Genomic DNA, 18263 nt, shown 5'->3' on the forward strand with positions numbered 1-18263 from the left:
GACAGCGCCGCTTCCGGCGCCCCCCGACTGCGACGCAACAAGCGCCGCCCTGTGCGAGCGGAGATTCCACGCGTGACGATCCCGTACCCGAGTAGCCAGCCCATGCCGGCCATCCCCGCGGTCTCCCCACCGTCCGGCGCACAGCGCCCGCGGCTGACCTTCCTTGGCACCGGTTACCTGGGCGCGACGTACGCCATCTGCTTCGCGGAGCTGGGCTACGAGGTGATCGGTTTCGACGTCGACGAGGCCAAGATCGCCAAGCTGGCCGCCGGTTCGGTGCCGTTCCACGAGCCCGGGCTGGACGAGCTGCTGCGCCGCAACCTGGCCGCCGGCCGGCTGCGGTTCAGCACCTCCTACCAGGAGACCGCCGAGTTCGGCGACGTGCACTTCATCTGCGTCGGCACCCCGCAGCGGGCCGACGGGATGGGTGCCGACCTGTCGTACGTCGAGACGGCCGTGACCGGCCTGGCACCGCACCTGACCCGCAAGGCGCTGATCGTCGGCAAGTCCACCGTCCCGGTCGGCACCGCCGAGTGGGTCGAGCAGCTGGTCGGCAAGCACTCCTCCACCGACCTGGGCATCGAGGTGGCCTGGAGCCCCGAGTTCCTCCAAGAGGGCTTCGCCGTCGAGGACGTGCTGCGGCCCAACCGCATCGTCGTCGGGGTGAAGAGCGAGTGGGCGAACGGCATGCTCTACTCCGCGCACAAGGGCGTCTTCGACCTCGCCGCCACCGAGGACCGCGAGGTCCCGCTGGTGGTCACCGACTTCGCCACCGCCGAACTGGTCAAGGTCGCCGCGAACGCGTTCCTGGCCACCAAGATCTCGTTCATCAACGCGATGGCCGAGGTGTGCGAGGTCGCCGGCGGCGACGTGACCCAACTCTCGCGGGCGATCGGCTACGACCCGCGGATCGGCAACCGCTTCCTCCAGGCCGGCCTCGGCTTCGGCGGCGCCTGCCTGCCCAAGGACATCCGCGCCTTCCAGGCCCGGGCCCAGGAACTGGGCGCCGGCGAGGCGCTGCGGTTCCTGCACGAGGTCGACCTGATCAACCTGCGCCGTCGTACCCGGGTGCTGACGCTCGCCGCCGAACTGCTCGACCGCCGCGTCGGTCCGGCCGGCCCGGACCTGTCCGGCACCCGGATCGCCGTGCTCGGCGCCACCTTCAAGCCCAACACCGACGACGTACGCGACGCGCCGTCGCTGGCCGTCGCCGCGATGCTCGCCAAGGCCGGCGCGGACGTGCACCTCTACGACCCGGAGGGCAACGAGAACGCCCGCCGGACGCTGCCGGACCTCAACTACGAGACCTCGATGAACGCCGCCGTGCAGGACGCCGACCTGGTCTGCGTGCTCACCGAGTGGTCCGACTTCCGCAACGCCGACCCGGTCGCGCTCGGCGAGATCGTCGGTGGCCGTCGGGTGATCGACGCCCGGAACTGCCTCGACACCTCGCTCTGGACCGCGGCCGGCTGGGACTACCGGGGTATGGGTCGCCCCTGACGACGATCCAGCCGATCCGTCCACCAGCACCGTGGCGCCGGCCACGGTCCCCACCCGGGGGCCGTGGCCGGCGCTTTCGTTCGCCGGGTGCGGGCCGCGACCGAGAAGATGCGCGGACACGCCCGTAAGGACTGTTCAACCCTCACCCGAGTTGGGCATGCTTCGTGGGTGGAGAGTCCACAGTGCAGCACGGGTGCTACGGCCGTGGCCCGGGTCGGATAGGCATGACCGGGCCGTTGCCGGGCTATGAGGGCATAGCCGGGCCGTGGCGGCGGTCTGCACGGGCGGGGTCGTCCCTGGCGGCGACCTGAGGCGAGGAGGTGCCAGTGACCACGTACCGGTGCCCCTCGTGCGACCGGCAGATCGAGCCGGCCCCCGAATGCCCGCACTGCGGTGCGGTGCAGGGCGGGTGGGCCGATGACCTGGCCCGCATCGAGCGGTCGATCGCCGAGATGAAGGCCCGCGACGTGGCGATCGCCAAGGAGCAGAAACAGATCGCCTCGAAGCTCCAGGCCGCCGTCTTCCAGCGGGACATCCTCGCGCACGCCAACGACAAACGGGGCAAGGGGGCCACCAAACCACGCCGGGTGCTGCGCCGCCGGCCGGGTCAGCGGCCCCCGACCGCCAACCCCGGCCCGCCGCCTCCCCGGATCCCGCGGCAGACCGGCAGGGGCGGCGACCAGGACCCACCGCCGCCACCACCACCGGGCCCGCAGGTCGCCGACCTCGACGACCCCGAGGCACGCCCCGAGGCCTCCCAGCGCCAGGTGCAGAACATCCTGCTCGGCCTCGGTGCGCTGCTGCTCGGCGTGGCGGCGGTGGTCTTCGCCGTCGTGGCGATCAGCACCCTCGACACGCTGAGCCGGATGACCATCCTGGTCGCCGCCACCGGACTGCTGCTGCTCGCCGCGCCGCTGATGGCGCGCCGGGCCCTGACCTCGACCGCCGAGACGCTCGCCGGCGTCGGCCTCCTACTGGTGCCGCTCACCGCCTACGCACTGTGGACGGCCGAGTCGGTGCGGACCGGTGTGCTGTCCGGGGCCGTGTTCGGGGCGCTGGCGTTCGCGGTCACCGCCGGCGTCGCGGCCTTCTACACCTCGGGGACCGGGCTGACCGTGCCCCGCTACGCCACCGTGGTCGCCGTACAGCCGATCATCCCGCTGCTGGCGTACGACTGGATCCGCGGCCCGGCCGGCTGGGCGCTCACCCTGACCGCGGTGGCCGCCCTCGACCTCTACCTCGCCCGGTTGTTCGCCCAGCCGGGCCGGCTGGTGCTGCCACCATGGCTCGGCCGCCGGCCCGGACCGACGGCGGGTGCCGCGCCCGGCACGGCACCCGGCACCGCCGAGCCCGGCACCGACCGGCCGGAGAGTGCCCCGGAAGAGGCCGACGCCGTCGTCACCGCCGAGCCGCCGGGCACCGCGAAGCGGCGTCACGGGGATCCGTTCGGCGGACCGGACACCGACGACGCCGGACCGCCCTTCCCCGAGGCCGACGAGCCGGTGAAGCCCCGTCCCGCCGAGCCGGCGCCCGCGGCCGCCGCCGCCACGTTCTGGCTGCGCGAGCTGACCTGGGTGCTGCACGGCCTGGCGATCGGTGCCGCACTGGTCTACGCCGTCGCCGCCCTCGTCGACGCCGACACCGTCGCCGCCGCCACCCGCGCCGGCGCCACCCTGCTGCTCGCCGCCCTGATCGGGCTGCTCGGCGCCCACACGCTGCGGCAGCCGCCGCTGCCGGACCTGGCGGCCGGGATCCTCACCCTCGCCGTCATCGGGGCGGCCGGCCGGGTCGCGGCCCTTGCCCTGCCCGGCCGGGCGCTGCTGATCATCGCCGTCGTGATCACGCTGACCGGGGTCGGCGTACGCGCCCTGCCCGCCTGGGCCCGGCGCGGGCCGCAACTGGCGTCGGTCGCCGCCCTCGTCGTGATCGGCGTGGTCGTCGCGGGCGGCGCGGTCCGGGCGGCACTCGCCCCGATCCGGGCCGCGACCCCGATCTGGGAGGCCGACCTCGTCGACTACCCGCACGTGCTGGCAGCGGCGGTCGCGTCGACCGGATGGCAGCTCGCCGCGACGGCGTTCCTGCTCACCGTCGCCGCGATCCTGTCGCTGCCGACGGAGGTCCGCAGCGAGTTCGCCGTGGCCGGTGCGGCACTCACCGCGCTCGCCGCCCCCGCCTCGCTCGGCCTGCCCTGGTGGGCCGCGCCGTGGCCGCCGGTGCTGGCCGCCATCGGCATCGGCGCGGCCGGGCTGTGGACCGACAGTGACCGGGCCGCCCGGGTGCACCTCGTCGGCGCCGGCCTGGTCGGTTTCGCCGGCGCCGGTACCGCGCTGGCCCGCCCGGGCCTGACCGCCGCCGCGCTGCTCGCACTGACCGCCGGTGGCATCCTCGTCGCGCTGCTGGCCGCCACCGACACCGTCGCGCCCGGCACGGGCGCCGACCTGGTCGGCCCCTGGGCGGCCGGTGGAGCCGCCTTCGCCGCGCCGGGTGCGGTGGCCGCGCTCGTGGCCGCGTCCGTACCGCTCGACGCCAACCCGACCACCGGAGAGTTGCAGGACGCCACCCTGCCGGTGCTCGCCGCGAGCTTCCTCGCCGTCTGCGCCACCCTCGGCTACGCCGCCGTCACCCAGGTCGCGAAACGGCAGATCAGCCCGCCGCTCGCACTGGGCAGCAGCCTCGGTGCCCTCGGCGTCGCCGCCGTCGCGTTCGGCACGCCCGGCGGGACCGTCACCGACACCTGGGTGGCGGTGTTGCTCGTCGCCGCCGCCGTGCTGCTCCTGCTCTCGCCGGCGATCGACGCCGGCCGGCGGGCCGACCGGCTCTTCGACGGACCCGACTTCGCCGCCGCGGCGGCGACCGCGGCCCTGGTGGGCACCCTCGGCCGGATCGCCACGATCCTGCTGCCCGGCGCCGAACTGGTGGTCACCGCCGCGCTGATCGTGGTCGTCGCGTTCGCCGTACGGGCGATGCCGGCGGACTGGCGGCGCGGCCCGATCCTCGGCGTCACCGTCAGCGGGGCGGTGATCGCCGCGATCGCCGGCTGGACCGCGGTCAGCGGCGGGCTGCGGGTGCTGGCCACGCCGGGCGCGGTGTGGGCCGGTGACCTCGACGCCTGGCAGTTCTCCGCGGGCGACACCGGCTGGCAGATGCCCGTCGCCCTGGTGCTGCTCGCCGGCGCCGCCGCGGTGCTGCTCCCCCGCCCGTGGTCGTACGACGTCGCGGGGGTCTGCGTCGGCCTCGCCACCATCGGCACCCCCGCCGCGTTCGGCATGCCGTGGTGGTCACCGATCGTGGTCGGCGGGCTGGTCGCCACCGGTTACGGCATCTTCGCCGTCTCCGCCGCCGACCCCCGGGCCGGCCTCACCCGGGCCGCGGTCGCCGCGGCGGTCGCGCTGCACGCGGTCGGCGCGAGCCTCGTCCGGCCCTGGACGACCGCCGCCGCACTCGGTGTCATCGCCCTGGTCGGGGTCGTCGTGGCGGTGCTCGCCCGGATGGTCGCCACCCTGCCCGACGACGACGGTCCGGTCGAACTGCCCGTCGACGCCGACCCGATGCCGCCGCACCTCGCCACGATCGGCGGCGCCGCCACCGGGGGCGCTCTGCTGGCGCTGCCCGGCGCGCTCGCCGCACTGGCCGCCGAATTCAACCGGACCGAGGCGGTCGTACTCGCCGCCGCGCTCGCCGGGTCGAGTCTCGGGGTGGCGGTCCTCGCCCTGGTCGGTCGCGGGGTGCCGCGCTATCTGCCGTACGCGACGATCGGTATCGCGGGCGGCGCCACGGTGACCGCCGCCGTCTCCCTGCCGACCGATGCGCCCACCGGCGTCTACGCGGCCGCGGCCGCCCTGCTGGCCGTACTCGCCGAGCTGCTGCGCGCGGCGACCCCGCCACCCGGTTCCGGTGGTGAGCCGGCACACCGGTGGACGGTCATGCTCGGCGGGGTGATGCGCCGGATGCCGGCCGCCCCGGTCACCCGCTGGTCAATCAGCCCGGTACGGGGCGCGATCGTCCTCGCCACCGTACCGACCGTCCTCGCCTTCGTCACGATCGCTCCGGCCCTGTTGGCCGCGCTGGTCCAGCCCTATCAGAGCCTGTGGCGGATCTGGCAGGGCCCGCCGGCCGACCTCGGTGACGCCGTCGTCGAGCCCACGAACGTGCTCACCGCACTCCTGCTCACGGTCGCCACGGCACTGGCCGCGGTCGGGTTCAGCGGCGGACGGCCGGCCGAGGCGATCCCGGTCTCGCTGCCCGGCATCGCCCTGACCCTGCTGATCGCACCGATTTCGCTCGGGCTCGACTGGCCCGACGGCACGCTGGCCGGGCTCGCCGTCTTCGCGATCGCGATGCTCGGCCTGGCACTGACCCCGCCGCCGCCGGACACCGACCGGGCCCGCCCGGTACGCGTCGCCCGCGTGATCGTCTTCGCGATCGGGCTCGCCGCCGGCGGTGCCGGCCTGGCCGGCAGCCTGGCCACCGCCAACCTGACACTGCTCGCCCTCGGTGGTGCGGTCGTCGTCGGCGCGGTCGCCGCGATCTTCGGCCGCTCCGCCCGGGCCCGCATCCTGGGCTGGGTGTTCGGCGCGGTCATGGCGCAACTCTTCGTCTTCACGATCGGTGTCGCCGCCGGCTTCGACCCCGCCTGGTCGGCGTTCGGTGTGCTGGGCGTCGGCGCGCTGCTGCTGCTCGTCGCGGCCCGACTGCCACGCCTGCGGCAGCCGGAGGCCACCCGCGAGGCGTCGACCGTGGAGTGGAGCGGCTACGGGGCCGCGCTCATCGCGGCGGCGCTCGCGTACGACTCCCCCCGGCACGTGGCGGCGCTGCTCGCCGCGTGGGGTGCGGTGCTCGGGGTGGCCGCGATCCGCCCGGGTCGGGGCCCGGTGGAGCGGCGCACCCTGTTCTGGGCGGCGGTGGGTTGCGAGATCAGTGCCTGGTGGCTGCTGATGGGGCTCGCCGACGTGGCGCTGCCGGAGGCCTACACGCTGCCCTTCGCGGTACTCGCGCTGCTGGTCGGTCTCCTGGAGCTGCGCCAGCGCTCCGACCTGGGCAGCTGGGCCGCGTTCGGGCCGGCCCTGGTGGCCGCGTTCCTGCCCAGTCTGGTGATCATGATTGCGACCGACACCAGCACCACACGGCGGGTGCTGCTGCTGTTCGGCGCGGTCGCCACCCTCATCATCGGATCGGTGACCCGCCGGCAGGCCCCGGTGGTCACCGGTGCCATCGCGACCGCCCTGGTGGCATTGCACGCGCTGACCCTGGCCGGCGGCTGGTGGATACTGATCCCGACCGGGATCGTGCTGGTCGCGCTCGGCGCCAGCAACGAACGCCGGCGGCGCACCCAGGATCGGGTCCGCGGGGCGCTGTTCCGGATGAAATAATTGAGTCGGATGGTCATTGGACGTGGGTGGGTGGTTGCGCAGGCCACGTGCCGGGTTTGACCGGGCGTTGGGCAGGGCACGTGCCGGGTTTGACCGGGCGTTGGGCAGGGCACGTGCCGGGTTTGACCGGCTGTCACGGAGTCCGCGTGCCGGGTTTGACCGAACGTTGCGCAGGCCGCGTGCCGGGTTTGACCGGGTGTCACGCCCGGCCCGTGCCGGGTTTGACCCGGGAGTCACGCCCGCCGCGTGCCGGGTTTGACCGGGCGTTGCGGAGGCCGGGTGCCGGGGTGACCGCCGGTGCGGCTTCGGGTGGTGTCGGCTAGGCGGTGAGGGTGGCGCGCAGGGCGGCGTCCTTCTCGGCGACCAGCGCCTCCAGGTCGGCCTGGAAGGCGACCATCCGGGCCCGCAGATTCTCGTCGGCGGCGGCGAGGATCCGTACGGCGAGCAGCCCGGCGTTGCGCGCCCCACCGATCGAGACGGTGGCGACCGGCACCCCGGCCGGCATCTGCACGATGGAAAGCAGCGAGTCCATGCCGTCGAGGTGCTTCAGCGGCACCGGCACCCCGATCACCGGCAGAGGCGTCACCGAGGCGACCATCCCGGGCAGGTGGGCGGCTCCGCCGGCGCCGGCAATGATCACCTTGAGGCCCCGACCGGCGGCGGCGCGGCCGTACTCGATCATCGCGACCGGGGTGCGGTGCGCGGACACGACCCCGACCTCGAAGGCGACGCCGAACTCGTCGAGCGCGTCGGCGGCCGCCTTCATCGTCGGCCAGTCCGAGTCACTGCCCATGATCAGGCCAACGGCGGTCATGCCTTGCTCCCCTCACGCAGCCAGCGCGCGGCGCGTGCCGCCCGGGCCCGTACGTCGGTCAGGTCGTCGCCGAGCACGGTCACGTGCCCGATCTTGCGGCCGGGCCGCACCTGCTTGCCGTACAGGTGGACCTTCACGCCCGGGTCGGCGGCGAACAGGTGGTGCAGCCGCTCGTCGATCGGCATCCCGCCGTCCGGGCCACCGAGCACGTTCGCCATCACCACGGCCGGCGCCGTGAGCGCCGTCTCGCCCATCGGGTAGTCGAGGACGGCCCGCAGATGCTGCTCGAACTGCGAGGTCCGCGCACCCTCGATGGTCCAGTGCCCGGAGTTGTGGGGCCGCATCGCCAGTTCGTTGACGACCAGGGCGACGGCGCCGTCCGGGCCGGTGGTCTCGAAGAGTTCGACGGCGAGCAGTCCGACGACGCCGAGCGAGGTGGCGACGTCGATCGCCAGCTGCTGTGCGCGGACCGCCAGGTCTTCGGGCAGGTCGGGGGCGGGGGCCAGCACCTCGACGCAGATGCCGTCCTGCTGCACCGTCTCGACGACCGGGTATACGGCGACCTGGCCGAACGGTGACCGGGCCACCTGCACCGCCAGTTCCCGGCGCAGGGCGACCCGCTCCTCGGCGATCAGCTCGGTGCCGCTGGCGAACAGTTCGGCGGCCTCGCCGGGGCCGGACAGCAGCCACACCCCCCGGCCGTCGTACCCGCCCCGGGCGGCCTTGACGATCACCGGCCAGCCGACCTCGGCACCGAAGTCGGCGAGGTCGTCGGGCCCGGCCAGCGGGCGCCAGCGGGGCACCGGCGCGCCGAGCCGCGACAGCCGTTCGCGCATCGCCCGCTTGTCCTGGGCGTACAGCAGCGCGTCCGCACCGGGGTACAGGCGTACGCCCTCTGCCTCCAGGGTCCGGATGTGTCCGGTCGGCACGTGTTCGTGGTCGAAGGTGACGACGTCGCAACCCTTGGCGAAGGTGCGCAGCGCGGCGAGGTCGGTGTGGTCGCCGTACTGCACGTCGGCGGCGACCAGCGCGGCGCCGTCCTCCGGCGATGTCGCCAGCACGCGCAGTGACTGGCCGAGGGCGATGGCGGCCTGGTGGGTCATGCGGGCCAGTTGGCCGCCGCCCACCATGCCGACGGTGGGCAGACCGGTGCGGGTATCCATAACGCGCGCAAGCCTATTACGCGTCGCCGTCGGCCCCCACCAGGGCCGTCGCCGGTCACGCCAGCTGGGCGGCCAGGTCGGCGGCGTCGGTGACCGGGCGGTCGCAGACGAAGCCGCGGCAGACGTACGCGGTGGCCCGGTCTTCGATCCTCCGCCGGTCGGCGAGCAGCGGCACGCCCGGTTGGTCCGGCTTCCCTGCGACGATCACCGCGCCGGGCGGGGCGTACCGGTACGCCGTACCGACCAGCGGATCACCGGTCGGATCGTCGGTGACGACGGCGATCTCGTACGGCCCGGAGAGCAGCGCCTCGCCGACCGTCGCCGCGTACCCGGTGAAGCGGGCGTGCCGGGCGACGATCGGTGCGATGGTCGACAGCGCCGTCTCCGCCGCCTGCCGGTAGCGCGGCTGCGCCGTCAGGGCCGAGTACGTCACCAGCGCCGCGACCAGCGCCGACTGGCCGGACGGCGTGGCGTTGTCGGTCGGGTCGGCCGGTCTGGTCACCAACCGCTCGGCATCGTCGGCGGTGTCGTAGAACCCGCCGGCCCCGGTGACGAACCGGGTCAGCGCGGTGTCGAGCAGCTGTCCGGCCAGCGCCAGCCACCGCCCGTCGCCGGTGAGCTGGTGCACGGTCGCGAACGCCTCCGCCACGCAGCCGTGGTCCTCCAGCACCCCGGCGGGTTCGCCGACGACGCCGTCGCGGGAGACCCGGCGCAGCCGCCCGTCAACGAGGTGGCGGTCGGCAAGCACGCCGGCGATCCGGATGGCCGCGTCGCGGGCGGCGGCGTCACCGGTCAGGGCGGCGTACTCGGCGAGCGCGGTCACCGCGAGCCCGTTCCAGGAGGCGACCACCTTGTCGTCGCGGGCCGGCTGCGGACGGGCCGCCCGGGCGGCGCGCAGCCGGTCCCGGACCCGCCGCCAGCGGTCCTGGACGGCCGGGTCGGCGTCGTCGACGTCGCGGGCCAGCCGCAGCACGCTGGTGCCGTGTTCGAAGGTGCCGTCCGTGGTGACCGCGAACAGGTCGGCGGCGAAGCGACCGTCGTCCTCACCGAGCACCTCGACGAGTTGGTCGGGCGTCCAGGCGTACGTGGCGCCCTCCACCCCGTCGGTGTCGGCGTCGAGGGCGCTGGCCAGCCCACCGGCCTCGGTGGCGAGGTCGTCGAGCAGGAACGCGGTGGTCTCGGCGGCGATCCGGCGGGCCAACGGGTCGCCGGTGAGCCGCCACAGCTGGGTGTAGACCCGCAGCAGCAGCGCGTTGTCGTAGAGCATCTTCTCGAAGTGCGGCACGGTCCAGTGCGCGTCGACCGAGTAGCGGGCGAACCCGCCGGCAAGCTGGTCGTAGATACCGCCCCGGGCCATCGCCTCGGCGGTGTGCCGGACGAGTTCCAGGCTCTGCCGGTCACCGGTGCGCTGGTAGTGGCGCAGCAGAAAGAGCAGGTTCATGTGCGGCGGGAACTTCGGGGCGCCGCCGAACCCGCCGTTGGCGCGGTCGTGCTCCTTGGCGAGCTGGATCGCGGCGGCGTCGAGCAGTTCGGCGGTGAGCGGCGCGGCGGGCTTGCCGACCGCCTGGGCCCCGCCGATCGCCTGGACCAGTGCGGCGCCCTGCTCGATCACCGCGTCCCGCTGGTCGCGCCACGCGGTGGTCACCGATTCGAGCAGCCGTACGAAGTTGGGGCGCGGATAGTAGGTGCCGCAGAAGAACGGCGTGCCGTCCGGTGTCGCGAAGACCGTCATGGGCCAGCCGCCCTGGCCGGTCATCGCCTGCGTCGCGGTCATGTAGACGGCGTCGACGTCGGGCCGCTCCTCCCGGTCGACCTTGATCGACACGAAGTTGTCGTTCAGCAGCCGGCCGACGGCCTCGTCCTCGAACGACTCGTGCGCCATCACGTGGCACCAGTGGCAGGCGGCGTAGCCGACGGAGATCAGCACCGGTACGTCCCGGCGTCTGGCCTCCTCGAACGCCTCGGCACACCACGGCCACCAGTCGACCGGGTTGTCGGCGTGCTGCTGGAGGTACGGCGAGGTCGCGCTACCGAGCCGGTTCATGGGTTCAACCTCTCACACCGGCCCGCCCGACGCCCGCCTCCACCCCGACGGGCCGGGAGTGCTGCGTTCTATAGCGTTTTCGCTACAGAATGCAGACATGACGATGAGGGCCAGCCCGAAGGCTGGCCCTCATCAGGTCTGTTCAATTCAGTTGGCCCGGATCAGGCCGAGTAGCCACGCGAGGCGATCCAGTCGGCCAGCACGTCGGCGCTCATCCAGTACTCGCCCTTGTCGGACCACGAGTCACCGATCTTGACCTTGTCGCCACCGTCGGCGTACCCGGTGACCGCGATGTAGTGGCCACCCTCGTACGAGTGCCGGTCGCCGTCGACGTCCGTCATGGTGCCGGCGATATTCGCGACCACGGCGCGCTTCTCGTCCACGGCCTTCACGACGTCGGACTTCAGCTGGTTCGTCTGGCCGTCGTCGGCCTTGGCGCCGGGGATCTCGACGGTGCGGTAGTCCTTACCGGTCACGTCCTTCAGCACCCGGGTGGTGTCCACCGCGGAGTTGGTGCCCGCCTCGGTGGTGCCGAGCTTGTCGGCCACCTCGTCCTGGCTGAAGTGCTTGCCGTCGGCGGACAGCGCCATCTTGGTGGCCGCCGGGCCGCAGTAGTAGTACGTGTCCTGGAACTCGTAGGTGAAGTCGAGCTCCTTGGCACCGGTGCTCTTGTCCTGGCTGACCGCCGCGACGGTGGTCGGCTTGTCAGCGGTCGGGGTGGCCGCGTGGGCCATGGTGGCCGGGCCGGCGACCACGCCGCCCGCCATGGCCAGCCCGGCGACGCCGAGGGCGGCCTTGCGGATGACCGGAGCCTGGAAGACGGTGGGGATCCACTGCTTGATGGGGGTCATGTTGCACACCTCTCTCGTCCCGGGGGAAGGGATGGGGGATGCGGTCCGCCGGGGGTGGCAGGACCTGCAAGACGTCCGTGCTTGGTACCGGAGCGAAGTCACATAACCGCGGGGGCCCGGCCGGCATTCCGCCGGGCGGCGATCCGCGCCGCGGTACCTCGTGGAGCGGGGTACATAACCACGGGCACCCGGCCGGCATTCCGCCGGGCGGCGATCCGTCCCGCGGTACCTCGTGGAGCGGGGTACATAACCACGGGCACCCGGCCGGCATTCCGCCGGGGCCGTTCAGCCTGCGGTGCGCGCCGTGGTGCTGGGTCGTTCGGGGGACATAACCAGGCGGGCCGGGCCGGCATTCCGGCCGCCGCCACCCGGCGGTCTTGCTAACACGTCCGTGCGGTGCTACCGGCTCGTGTGGATGGCATAACGACCCCCACCCGCCCGTCATTCCGTCAGGGTGGGCAGCCGGCCATCGGATAACCGGACATTCGGAGCAATCGGCGCGGGCGGGCGAAAACTCCCTCTGACTAGGTCGGGTACGGCTCCACCGGCGGCGCCGTCAGCGACGCGGCGATGTCCGCCGCCGCCGACTCCAACCTGCCGGCCGCGATGTAACTCAGAGTCGGCCCATACCCGACCGCGGCGACGAGCCCGGCACGCTCCAGCCGCCGGATGTCCCGAATCGACTGGTCCCGCGACAGCCCTTCCTCCGCCTGATAGGTCTCCCGTCGCAGCCGGTCGGTCGCCGCCGCATACAGTGCGGAAACCGTCCGCTCGTGCAGATCGAGCCGCTGCGCCAACTCGTGTGCCGCTTCCCAGACCTCACGCCCGAGGCGTAGCCGTTTGCTCACCAACTGCGCCTGCAGATGGTGCGCCCGCAGGCAGAACCGGACCCATCCGTGACTGGTCCGCTCCGGCTGATACGAGCCCTGATTCGTCTCACGCAATACCCGGTAGTAGTCGAGCGTGTTGATGTCGTGCCCGAGCCACTCCTCGATGGAGCAGAACTCCGGGTACGTCCGCCCGCCACGGGCGATGACAAGGGTCTGCAGGCAACGGGACATCCGGCCGTTGCCGTCCTGCCAGGGGTGAATCGACACCAGGTTCAGGTGCGCCATTGCCGCCCGTACGAGCAGATGCGCATTGAGATCGCCGCCGTTGAGCCAGTCGACCAGTTCGCCCATGAGTGTCGGGACGTCCGCGACGTCCGGTCCGACGTACGCGGGCGCCAGCGGGTCGGCACCGGTGACCACGATGCCTCCGCGCCGGTACCGACCGGGACGCTTGCCCTTCCAGGCTCTCGTCATCATGAAATGGAGGCCTGACAGCACCATCTCGCTGTGCGCGAAGAAGTCCATCTCCGGGGTCTGCATCACCCAGGTCAGGGCATCGCGGTAGCCCGACACCGCCGCCTTCGACTCCTCCGGAACATCAGCGGGTACGGGTGCACCAGCGACGATGGCGGAGGCCGTGCTCAACTCTACGGAGTAACCCTCGATGGTGTTGGAGCCCATGATCGCTCCGGCCACCAGGCGTTTACGGACTCCACCGAGCCATTCGTTCGCCCTCGTACCACCGCTGGACGAGACGAACTGCTGGTAGAACTCATCGATCTGGGCCAGCACGCGGCGATCGTCGGAATCCAACGCGGGAGCCACGTAAAGCATCCCACGATGCTACGGTCCTCGTAGCATCGTGGCAAACTCTTCTCACCCGCAGAACTCCCGGCCGCGCCCCCGTGGCGCCGATACCAGGTGGAGGACTACGAGGCGCCGTCAGCGCGCAGCGGCAGGATCTGCGCCTGCGCGGAATCGGACAGATTGCGCAACACCGCCACGATCTTGTCGGCGGGCATTGGTTTGAAGAAGTGGTAGCCCTGCGCGGAGGTGCAGCCCAGGGCGGCGAGCGCGGTCCGCTGGTCGGCGGTCTCCACGCCCTCGGCGACCACCCGCAACCCCAACTCGTGGGCGAGTTCAACGGTGGTACGGACAATCGCGGCGGCTTCCGGCGAATCGACCATACCCATCACGAAGGACCGGTCGACCTTGAGTTCGTGTACGGCGATCCGGGCCAGGAAACTCAACGACGAGAAGCCGGTGCCGAAATCGTCGACGGCCAGTTGCACACCCAGCGCCCGGAGGTCGGCCAGCACGTCGTCGATCACGTCGAGTTCGCTCATCACGACCGTCTCGGTGATCTCCAGCACGAGGCGGCGGGCCGGCACCTGGTGGCGTCGTAGCGACTCGCCGACCTCGACCGGCAGTCGGGGGTCGAGCAGGCTGCGGGCGGACAGGTTGACCGAGATCGGTACGTCCAACCCGGTGCGGGCCCACTCGGCCGCGACCGTGAGCGCCCGGTCGATGACGTAGCGGGTGAACGGGGCGAGCAGGTCGCTTCCCTCGACGGCCCGGACGAAGTCGCCGGGGCCGAGCGTTCCCCGCCGCGGGTGGTGCCAGCGGATGAGGGCCTCGACTCCGGTCGGCCGGCCGGTGACCAGGTCGACCGCCGGTTGCAGGTGCAGGACGAGCTGGTCGTCGACGACGAGCGCCTCGCGCAGCTCGGCCAACAGGGCGAGTTGGTCGGTGCTGGCCGCGTCCCGGCCGCTGTCGTACGAGGCGATGTTGCTGCCGCCGTCCTTGGCCTGGTACATGGCGATGTCGGCCCGGCGCAGCAGTTCGGTCATGTCGGCGGTGCCGGCACCGGCCACGACCACGCCGACGGACGCCTCCACCGACATCTTGACCCCGCCGACCTCGACCGGCACGGCGAGCCGCTCGACAAGGTCGCGGGCCCGGCGCATCGCCGCCGGCAGGCTCGAACCGCCGCCCGCCACGTCGGCGCGTACGGGCACCGCGGTGATCAGGAGAGCGAACTCGTCGCCGCCGAGCCGGCCGAGCAGTTCGCCGGGCCGCATGCTGGCCTTGAGCCGACCGGCGGTCACCTGGAGCAGTTCGTCGCCGGCGGCGTGCCCCAGCGTGTCGTTGACCTCTTTGAAGTTGTTGATGTCGAGCAGCAGCAGGGCGACCGGATGATCATGGGTGAGCCGGTGCAGCGCGACGTCGCCCTTGCTGAGCACGGCCGCCCGGTTGACCAGCTTGGTGAGCGGATCGTGCACCGCCTCGTACGCCGATCGTGACGTCAGGATGCGCAGCTCGCGGTGGATGATCGCGTCGTGGAGGGCGGTCGCCAGCGCCGCACCGAAGATCGACAGGGCGGCCCGTTCCCGGTGTCCCGGGGTGACCGAACTCGGGAACCGGACCCGCAGGTCGCCGACCCGGATGCCGCCCGCGGTCAGCTCGACGTCGTACCGGCCGCTATCGGAGTCGGGGCGTGAATCGGCCGGTACGGCCCGTACGGCGAGCTCCCCGTCGGGAGCCAGCCGGTAGCGTCGGCGGCTGCCGTCGGCGCGGGTGACGTCGAGCTCGACCCGTTCGGCCTGGAACAGCCGGGCCGCGGACTCGAGCGCGGCGCTGACGACGGCCCGTTCGTCGAGCCGGTTGAGACCGTTGACGGCGGCGGCGAGCGTGCTCCAGGCCTGCCGTTCGTCGTCGGCGCGGAACCGGTGCAGGTAGGTCTGTTGCAGCAGCCAGAGGGCCGGCGGCACCAGGAGCAGCCACCGCGGATCGCTGTCGATCATGACGATCGCGGCCAGGCCGACGAGTACGTTGCCGGCGAACATCAGCAGTTTCCCGCGCAGGATGCCCAGCAGCAGCGGGACGACCGGCCGCCGGTGCCGGACCGCCATGGTGACCATGGCGAGTGCCGTCGTGGTCGCCAGGTAGGTGGCCGCCCCGAGCAGGAGGGCCCCGGCCAGCGCCGGTGACAGCGGCGCCCCGAGCGGCGGGGCGAGCGCCTGGGTGACGGCGGCGGCGATCCCGACGGCGGTGGTCAGCGACGCGACACAGTGCAGCACCTCCAGCACGCCGCGCCGGTCGACGAAGACCGCCAGGATGCTCCAGGCGACCCCGGCGCCGACGAGGGTGGCCGCCGGCAGCCAGCCGGCGGGCACCAGGTGCAGTCCCACGATCAGGGCGGCTTCGCCCCAGGTGACGCTGAATCCACCGGAGCCGGTGCGCACCCGCAGCCGGGCCAACTGGCCGGCGGCGAAGACACCCGCCACGATCCCCGACCGGAGCAGCAGGTCGGACGGCTCCGCCGGGCTCCCGCCGGCGAAGATGGGGCCGAGCACCACGGCGGTGATCGCAAGCGTCAGTAACGCGCCGGTCAACGGGACGATCCTACGCAGACCGGACGGTGCGGATGGTCGGGCGGGCCACGCCGGGCCGGAAGTCACGGACCGCCTCCGCGTGCCGGTCGCCGGCACGGCGGGGCCGCCACCGCTCCGGACGACGATCGCGCGGCGGATCTGATGCTCATCGGCGCCCCCCTTCCGCGCGCGGCATCGGGAGTGTTGGTCCCCCCGGCGGAAGGCTAAGCCAAAGCGCAAGGGTGCAACAGGGGGCGTCGTGCCCTTTTGCCCGAACCGTGGTCGCGGGCATGGCCACCGCCCAAATGGTGGACACCCCGGAACCGTCCGGGACGAACTCTATCGACGGGCTTGCTGTTCCGTCGAATCCGCGGGCCTGCCCCGCTCTCGGTCGGGCCGGCCACGGTATCGACCGCCAGGGCCTCGGCCTCGACCGTTCCGGCCTGCGCGTCCTCGCCCGGCGCCGGGAACCGCTCGGGCAACCGGCGCAGCCGGCTGTTCATGTTGCGGATCAGCAGCACGGTGACGATCGCGAGCAGGATGATCAGAAAGAGCCCCATGGGCCCGGCGAGACCACCGCTGCGGGTGTTGCCGAAGTTGTTCTGGGCCAGCACCTGGGCCGCGGTCAACATGACGGTTCCTCCATCGCGACGTACGCCCGAGCGCACAACGGATCCTGCGCCGGGACCGGCCGCGCCTCCCGCGACCGGTCCGACGTTGTACGTGTGCCGTCCACCGTACGCCTGGCCCTGCTCAGCGCGCGTGGACGGTCTCCCGGATGCCCGCGAAGAGATCGGACTCCGGTACCGGGCTGTCGACCATCGAACGGACCAGTTCGAAGTCCTCGGTCGGCCACGCCTTGCGCTGCACCTCCAGCGGGACGTGGAACCAGAAGCCGTCCGGGTCGACCTGGGTCGCGTGGGCCCGCAGCGCGTCGTCGCGCACCGGGAAGTAGTCCGCGCACTCGATCCGGGTGGTGACCCGGGGCCCCTTGTCCCCCGGTCCTCCCACTTCTCCAGCCACTCCGCGTACGGCGACTCGAGGTCCGCGGCGAGCATCGCCTCGTGCAGCGCGACCACCCGCGCCTTGGAAAAGCCCATGCAGTAGTAGAGCTTGAGCGGCTGCCACGGATCGCCGAGGTCGGGGAAGCGGTCGGGGTCGCCGGCCGCCTCGAACGCGGCGACGCTGATCTTGTGGCACATGATGTGGTCGGGGTGCGGGTAGCCGCCGTCCTCGTCGTACGTGGTGACGACGTGTGGGCGGAACTCGCGCATCAGCCGCACCAGCGGCCCGGCCGCGACCTGCGCGTCCTGGAGTCCGAAGCAGCCGTCGGGCAGCGGCGGCAGCGGATCGCCCTCGGGCAGCCCGGAGTCGACGAAGCCGAGCCAGGCCTGCTCGACACCGAGGATCGCCCGGGCGGCGTCCATCTCGGCGCGGCGGATCTCGGCGATGTTCTCCCACACGTCCGGCCGGTCGAGCTTGGGATTGAGTACGCTGCCCCGTTCGCCGCCGGTACAGGTCACGACCAGCACCTCGACGCCCTCGGCCACGTATTTCGCCATCGTGGCCGCACCCTTGCTGGACTCGTCGTCGGGGTGGGCGTGCACGGCCATGAGGCGCAGTTGCTCTGCCAACGGGACTCCCTAGTCCGTACCCTCGCCGGGCCTCCGTGACCCGGCACGACACAACTTTTGCAATCGTCGCACCTGTTGCAAGTCAGATCCGCCCGCACCCGGTGGCAGCACCCGGCGCACCGGGCCGCCGACGCCCTGCGATGATGGACCTGTCCAGGTAATCCGATGCCACCGACAAGAACGCGGGAGAGCCCACCCGGTGACCGAGACGCGAGCCACAACGCAGCCCGGCGCGTCGATGTTCCCGCCCGGCCGCTACGGGCGGCGGCGGGAGGCCCGCCGGACCCGGCCGTGGGTCGTCGGTGCGCTGGTCGCGGTTCTGGTGGTGGTCGGTGCCGGTTTCAGCTTCCGGCTCTACCGCATGTACGGCGATCCGACCTACGACGCGAAGGTGATCACCTACACCGAGATCACCGACACGCAGATCCTCGTCGACTTCCAGGTCACCGTGCCCGAGGGCGGCTCGGCGATCTGCGTGCTGCGGGCCCGGTCGCGCGACGGCGCCGAGGTGGCCCGCGAAGAGGTCCGGGTGGACGCGCCGGCCGGCGAGAAACACCCCGTCGTACGGCACCGGCTGGCCACCTCGGCCCGGCCGATGATCGGCGAGGTTCTGCGCTGCCGCGCCACTGACTGACAGCGGTCGGCAAATCACGCACCGCTGCGCGGTGTGTTTCGCTGGTAAGT

At 72.6% G+C, this 18263-nt stretch carries 9 protein-coding genes and 2 pseudogenes; 3 read left to right on the forward strand and 8 right to left on the reverse strand.

What is annotated here, in order from left to right; translation table 11 throughout:
* Positions 1 to 72: 72 nt before the first annotated feature.
* Together Prubr_RS06805 and Prubr_RS06810 are read left to right on the forward strand one after the other, a co-directional pair.
* The gene (locus tag Prubr_RS06805) at positions 73 to 1500 is read left to right on the forward strand and encodes a UDP-glucose dehydrogenase family protein (RefSeq protein ID WP_212822653.1); all 1428 of its coding nucleotides are present in this window, start codon (positions 73 to 75) and stop codon (positions 1498 to 1500) included.
* A 326-nt stretch (positions 1501 to 1826) separates the two neighbouring features.
* Complete coding sequence (locus Prubr_RS06810; RefSeq protein ID WP_212822655.1) at positions 1827 to 6869, forward strand: zinc ribbon domain-containing protein; 5043 nt, start codon at positions 1827 to 1829, stop codon at positions 6867 to 6869.
* Between the two features lie 319 nt (positions 6870 to 7188).
* On the opposite strand, the gene purE is transcribed toward Prubr_RS06810, so the two are convergent.
* The 8 genes and pseudogenes from purE to mca all read right to left on the reverse strand — a co-directional run bounded on the left by purE (position 7189) and on the right by mca (position 17558).
* A complete protein-coding gene (gene purE / locus Prubr_RS06815; protein ID WP_212822657.1) occupies positions 7189 to 7683 on the reverse strand; it encodes a 5-(carboxyamino)imidazole ribonucleotide mutase in 495 nt (164 codons plus the stop codon).
* A complete protein-coding gene (locus Prubr_RS06820; RefSeq protein WP_212822660.1) occupies positions 7680 to 8846 on the reverse strand; it encodes a 5-(carboxyamino)imidazole ribonucleotide synthase in 1167 nt (388 codons plus the stop codon). The genes purE and Prubr_RS06820 overlap by 4 nt, the downstream gene beginning before the upstream one ends.
* A 55-nt stretch (positions 8847 to 8901) precedes the next feature.
* The gene (locus tag Prubr_RS06825; protein ID WP_212822662.1) at positions 8902 to 10890 is read right to left on the reverse strand and encodes a thioredoxin domain-containing protein; all 1989 of its coding nucleotides are present in this window, start codon (positions 10888 to 10890) and stop codon (positions 8902 to 8904) included.
* Between the two features lie 161 nt (positions 10891 to 11051).
* A complete protein-coding gene (locus tag Prubr_RS06830) occupies positions 11052 to 11741 on the reverse strand; it encodes a C39 family peptidase (protein ID WP_212822663.1) in 690 nt (229 codons plus the stop codon).
* 524 nt (positions 11742 to 12265) lie between these two features.
* Positions 12266 to 13405 carry a Fic family protein gene (locus Prubr_RS06835; RefSeq protein ID WP_212822664.1) on the reverse strand — a complete coding sequence of 380 codons (1140 nt, stop codon included), beginning with the start codon at positions 13403 to 13405 and terminating at the stop codon, positions 12266 to 12268.
* Positions 13406 to 13500: 95 nt separating this feature from the next.
* A complete protein-coding gene (locus Prubr_RS06840; protein ID WP_212822665.1) occupies positions 13501 to 16032 on the reverse strand; it encodes a putative bifunctional diguanylate cyclase/phosphodiesterase in 2532 nt (843 codons plus the stop codon).
* A gap of 299 nt (positions 16033 to 16331) precedes the next feature.
* Positions 16332 to 16577 (reverse strand): annotated as a pseudogene (locus tag Prubr_RS38130) (hypothetical protein); the annotation flags it as partial.
* Between the two features lie 121 nt (positions 16578 to 16698).
* A pseudogene (gene mca, locus Prubr_RS06850) lies at positions 16699 to 17558 on the reverse strand (mycothiol conjugate amidase Mca).
* A 220-nt stretch (positions 17559 to 17778) separates the two neighbouring features.
* Between mca and Prubr_RS06855 the strand changes: the two are divergent.
* The gene (locus Prubr_RS06855) at positions 17779 to 18213 is read left to right on the forward strand and encodes a DUF4307 domain-containing protein (protein ID WP_212822666.1); all 435 of its coding nucleotides are present in this window, start codon (positions 17779 to 17781) and stop codon (positions 18211 to 18213) included.
* Positions 18214 to 18263: the final 50 nt, after the last annotated feature.

The sequence above is a fragment of the Polymorphospora rubra genome (assembly GCF_018324255.1).
Taxonomy (GTDB): domain Bacteria; phylum Actinomycetota; class Actinomycetes; order Mycobacteriales; family Micromonosporaceae; genus Polymorphospora; species Polymorphospora rubra.

What these genes read in the sequence shown, in the direction of transcription:
- purE (WP_212822657.1), bottom strand. Translation starts at nt 7,683, where the DNA reads ATGACCGCCGTTGGCCTGATCATGGGCAGTGACTCGGACTGGCCGACG.
- Prubr_RS06820 (WP_212822660.1), bottom strand. Translation starts at nt 8,846, where the DNA reads ATGGATACCCGCACCGGTCTGCCCACCGTCGGCATGGTGGGCGGCGGC.
- Prubr_RS06825 (WP_212822662.1), bottom strand. Translation starts at nt 10,890, where the DNA reads ATGAACCGGCTCGGTAGCGCGACCTCGCCGTACCTCCAGCAGCACGCC.
- Prubr_RS06830 (WP_212822663.1), bottom strand. Translation starts at nt 11,741, where the DNA reads ATGACCCCCATCAAGCAGTGGATCCCCACCGTCTTCCAGGCTCCGGTC.
- Prubr_RS06835 (WP_212822664.1), bottom strand. Translation starts at nt 13,405, where the DNA reads ATGCTTTACGTGGCTCCCGCGTTGGATTCCGACGATCGCCGCGTGCTG.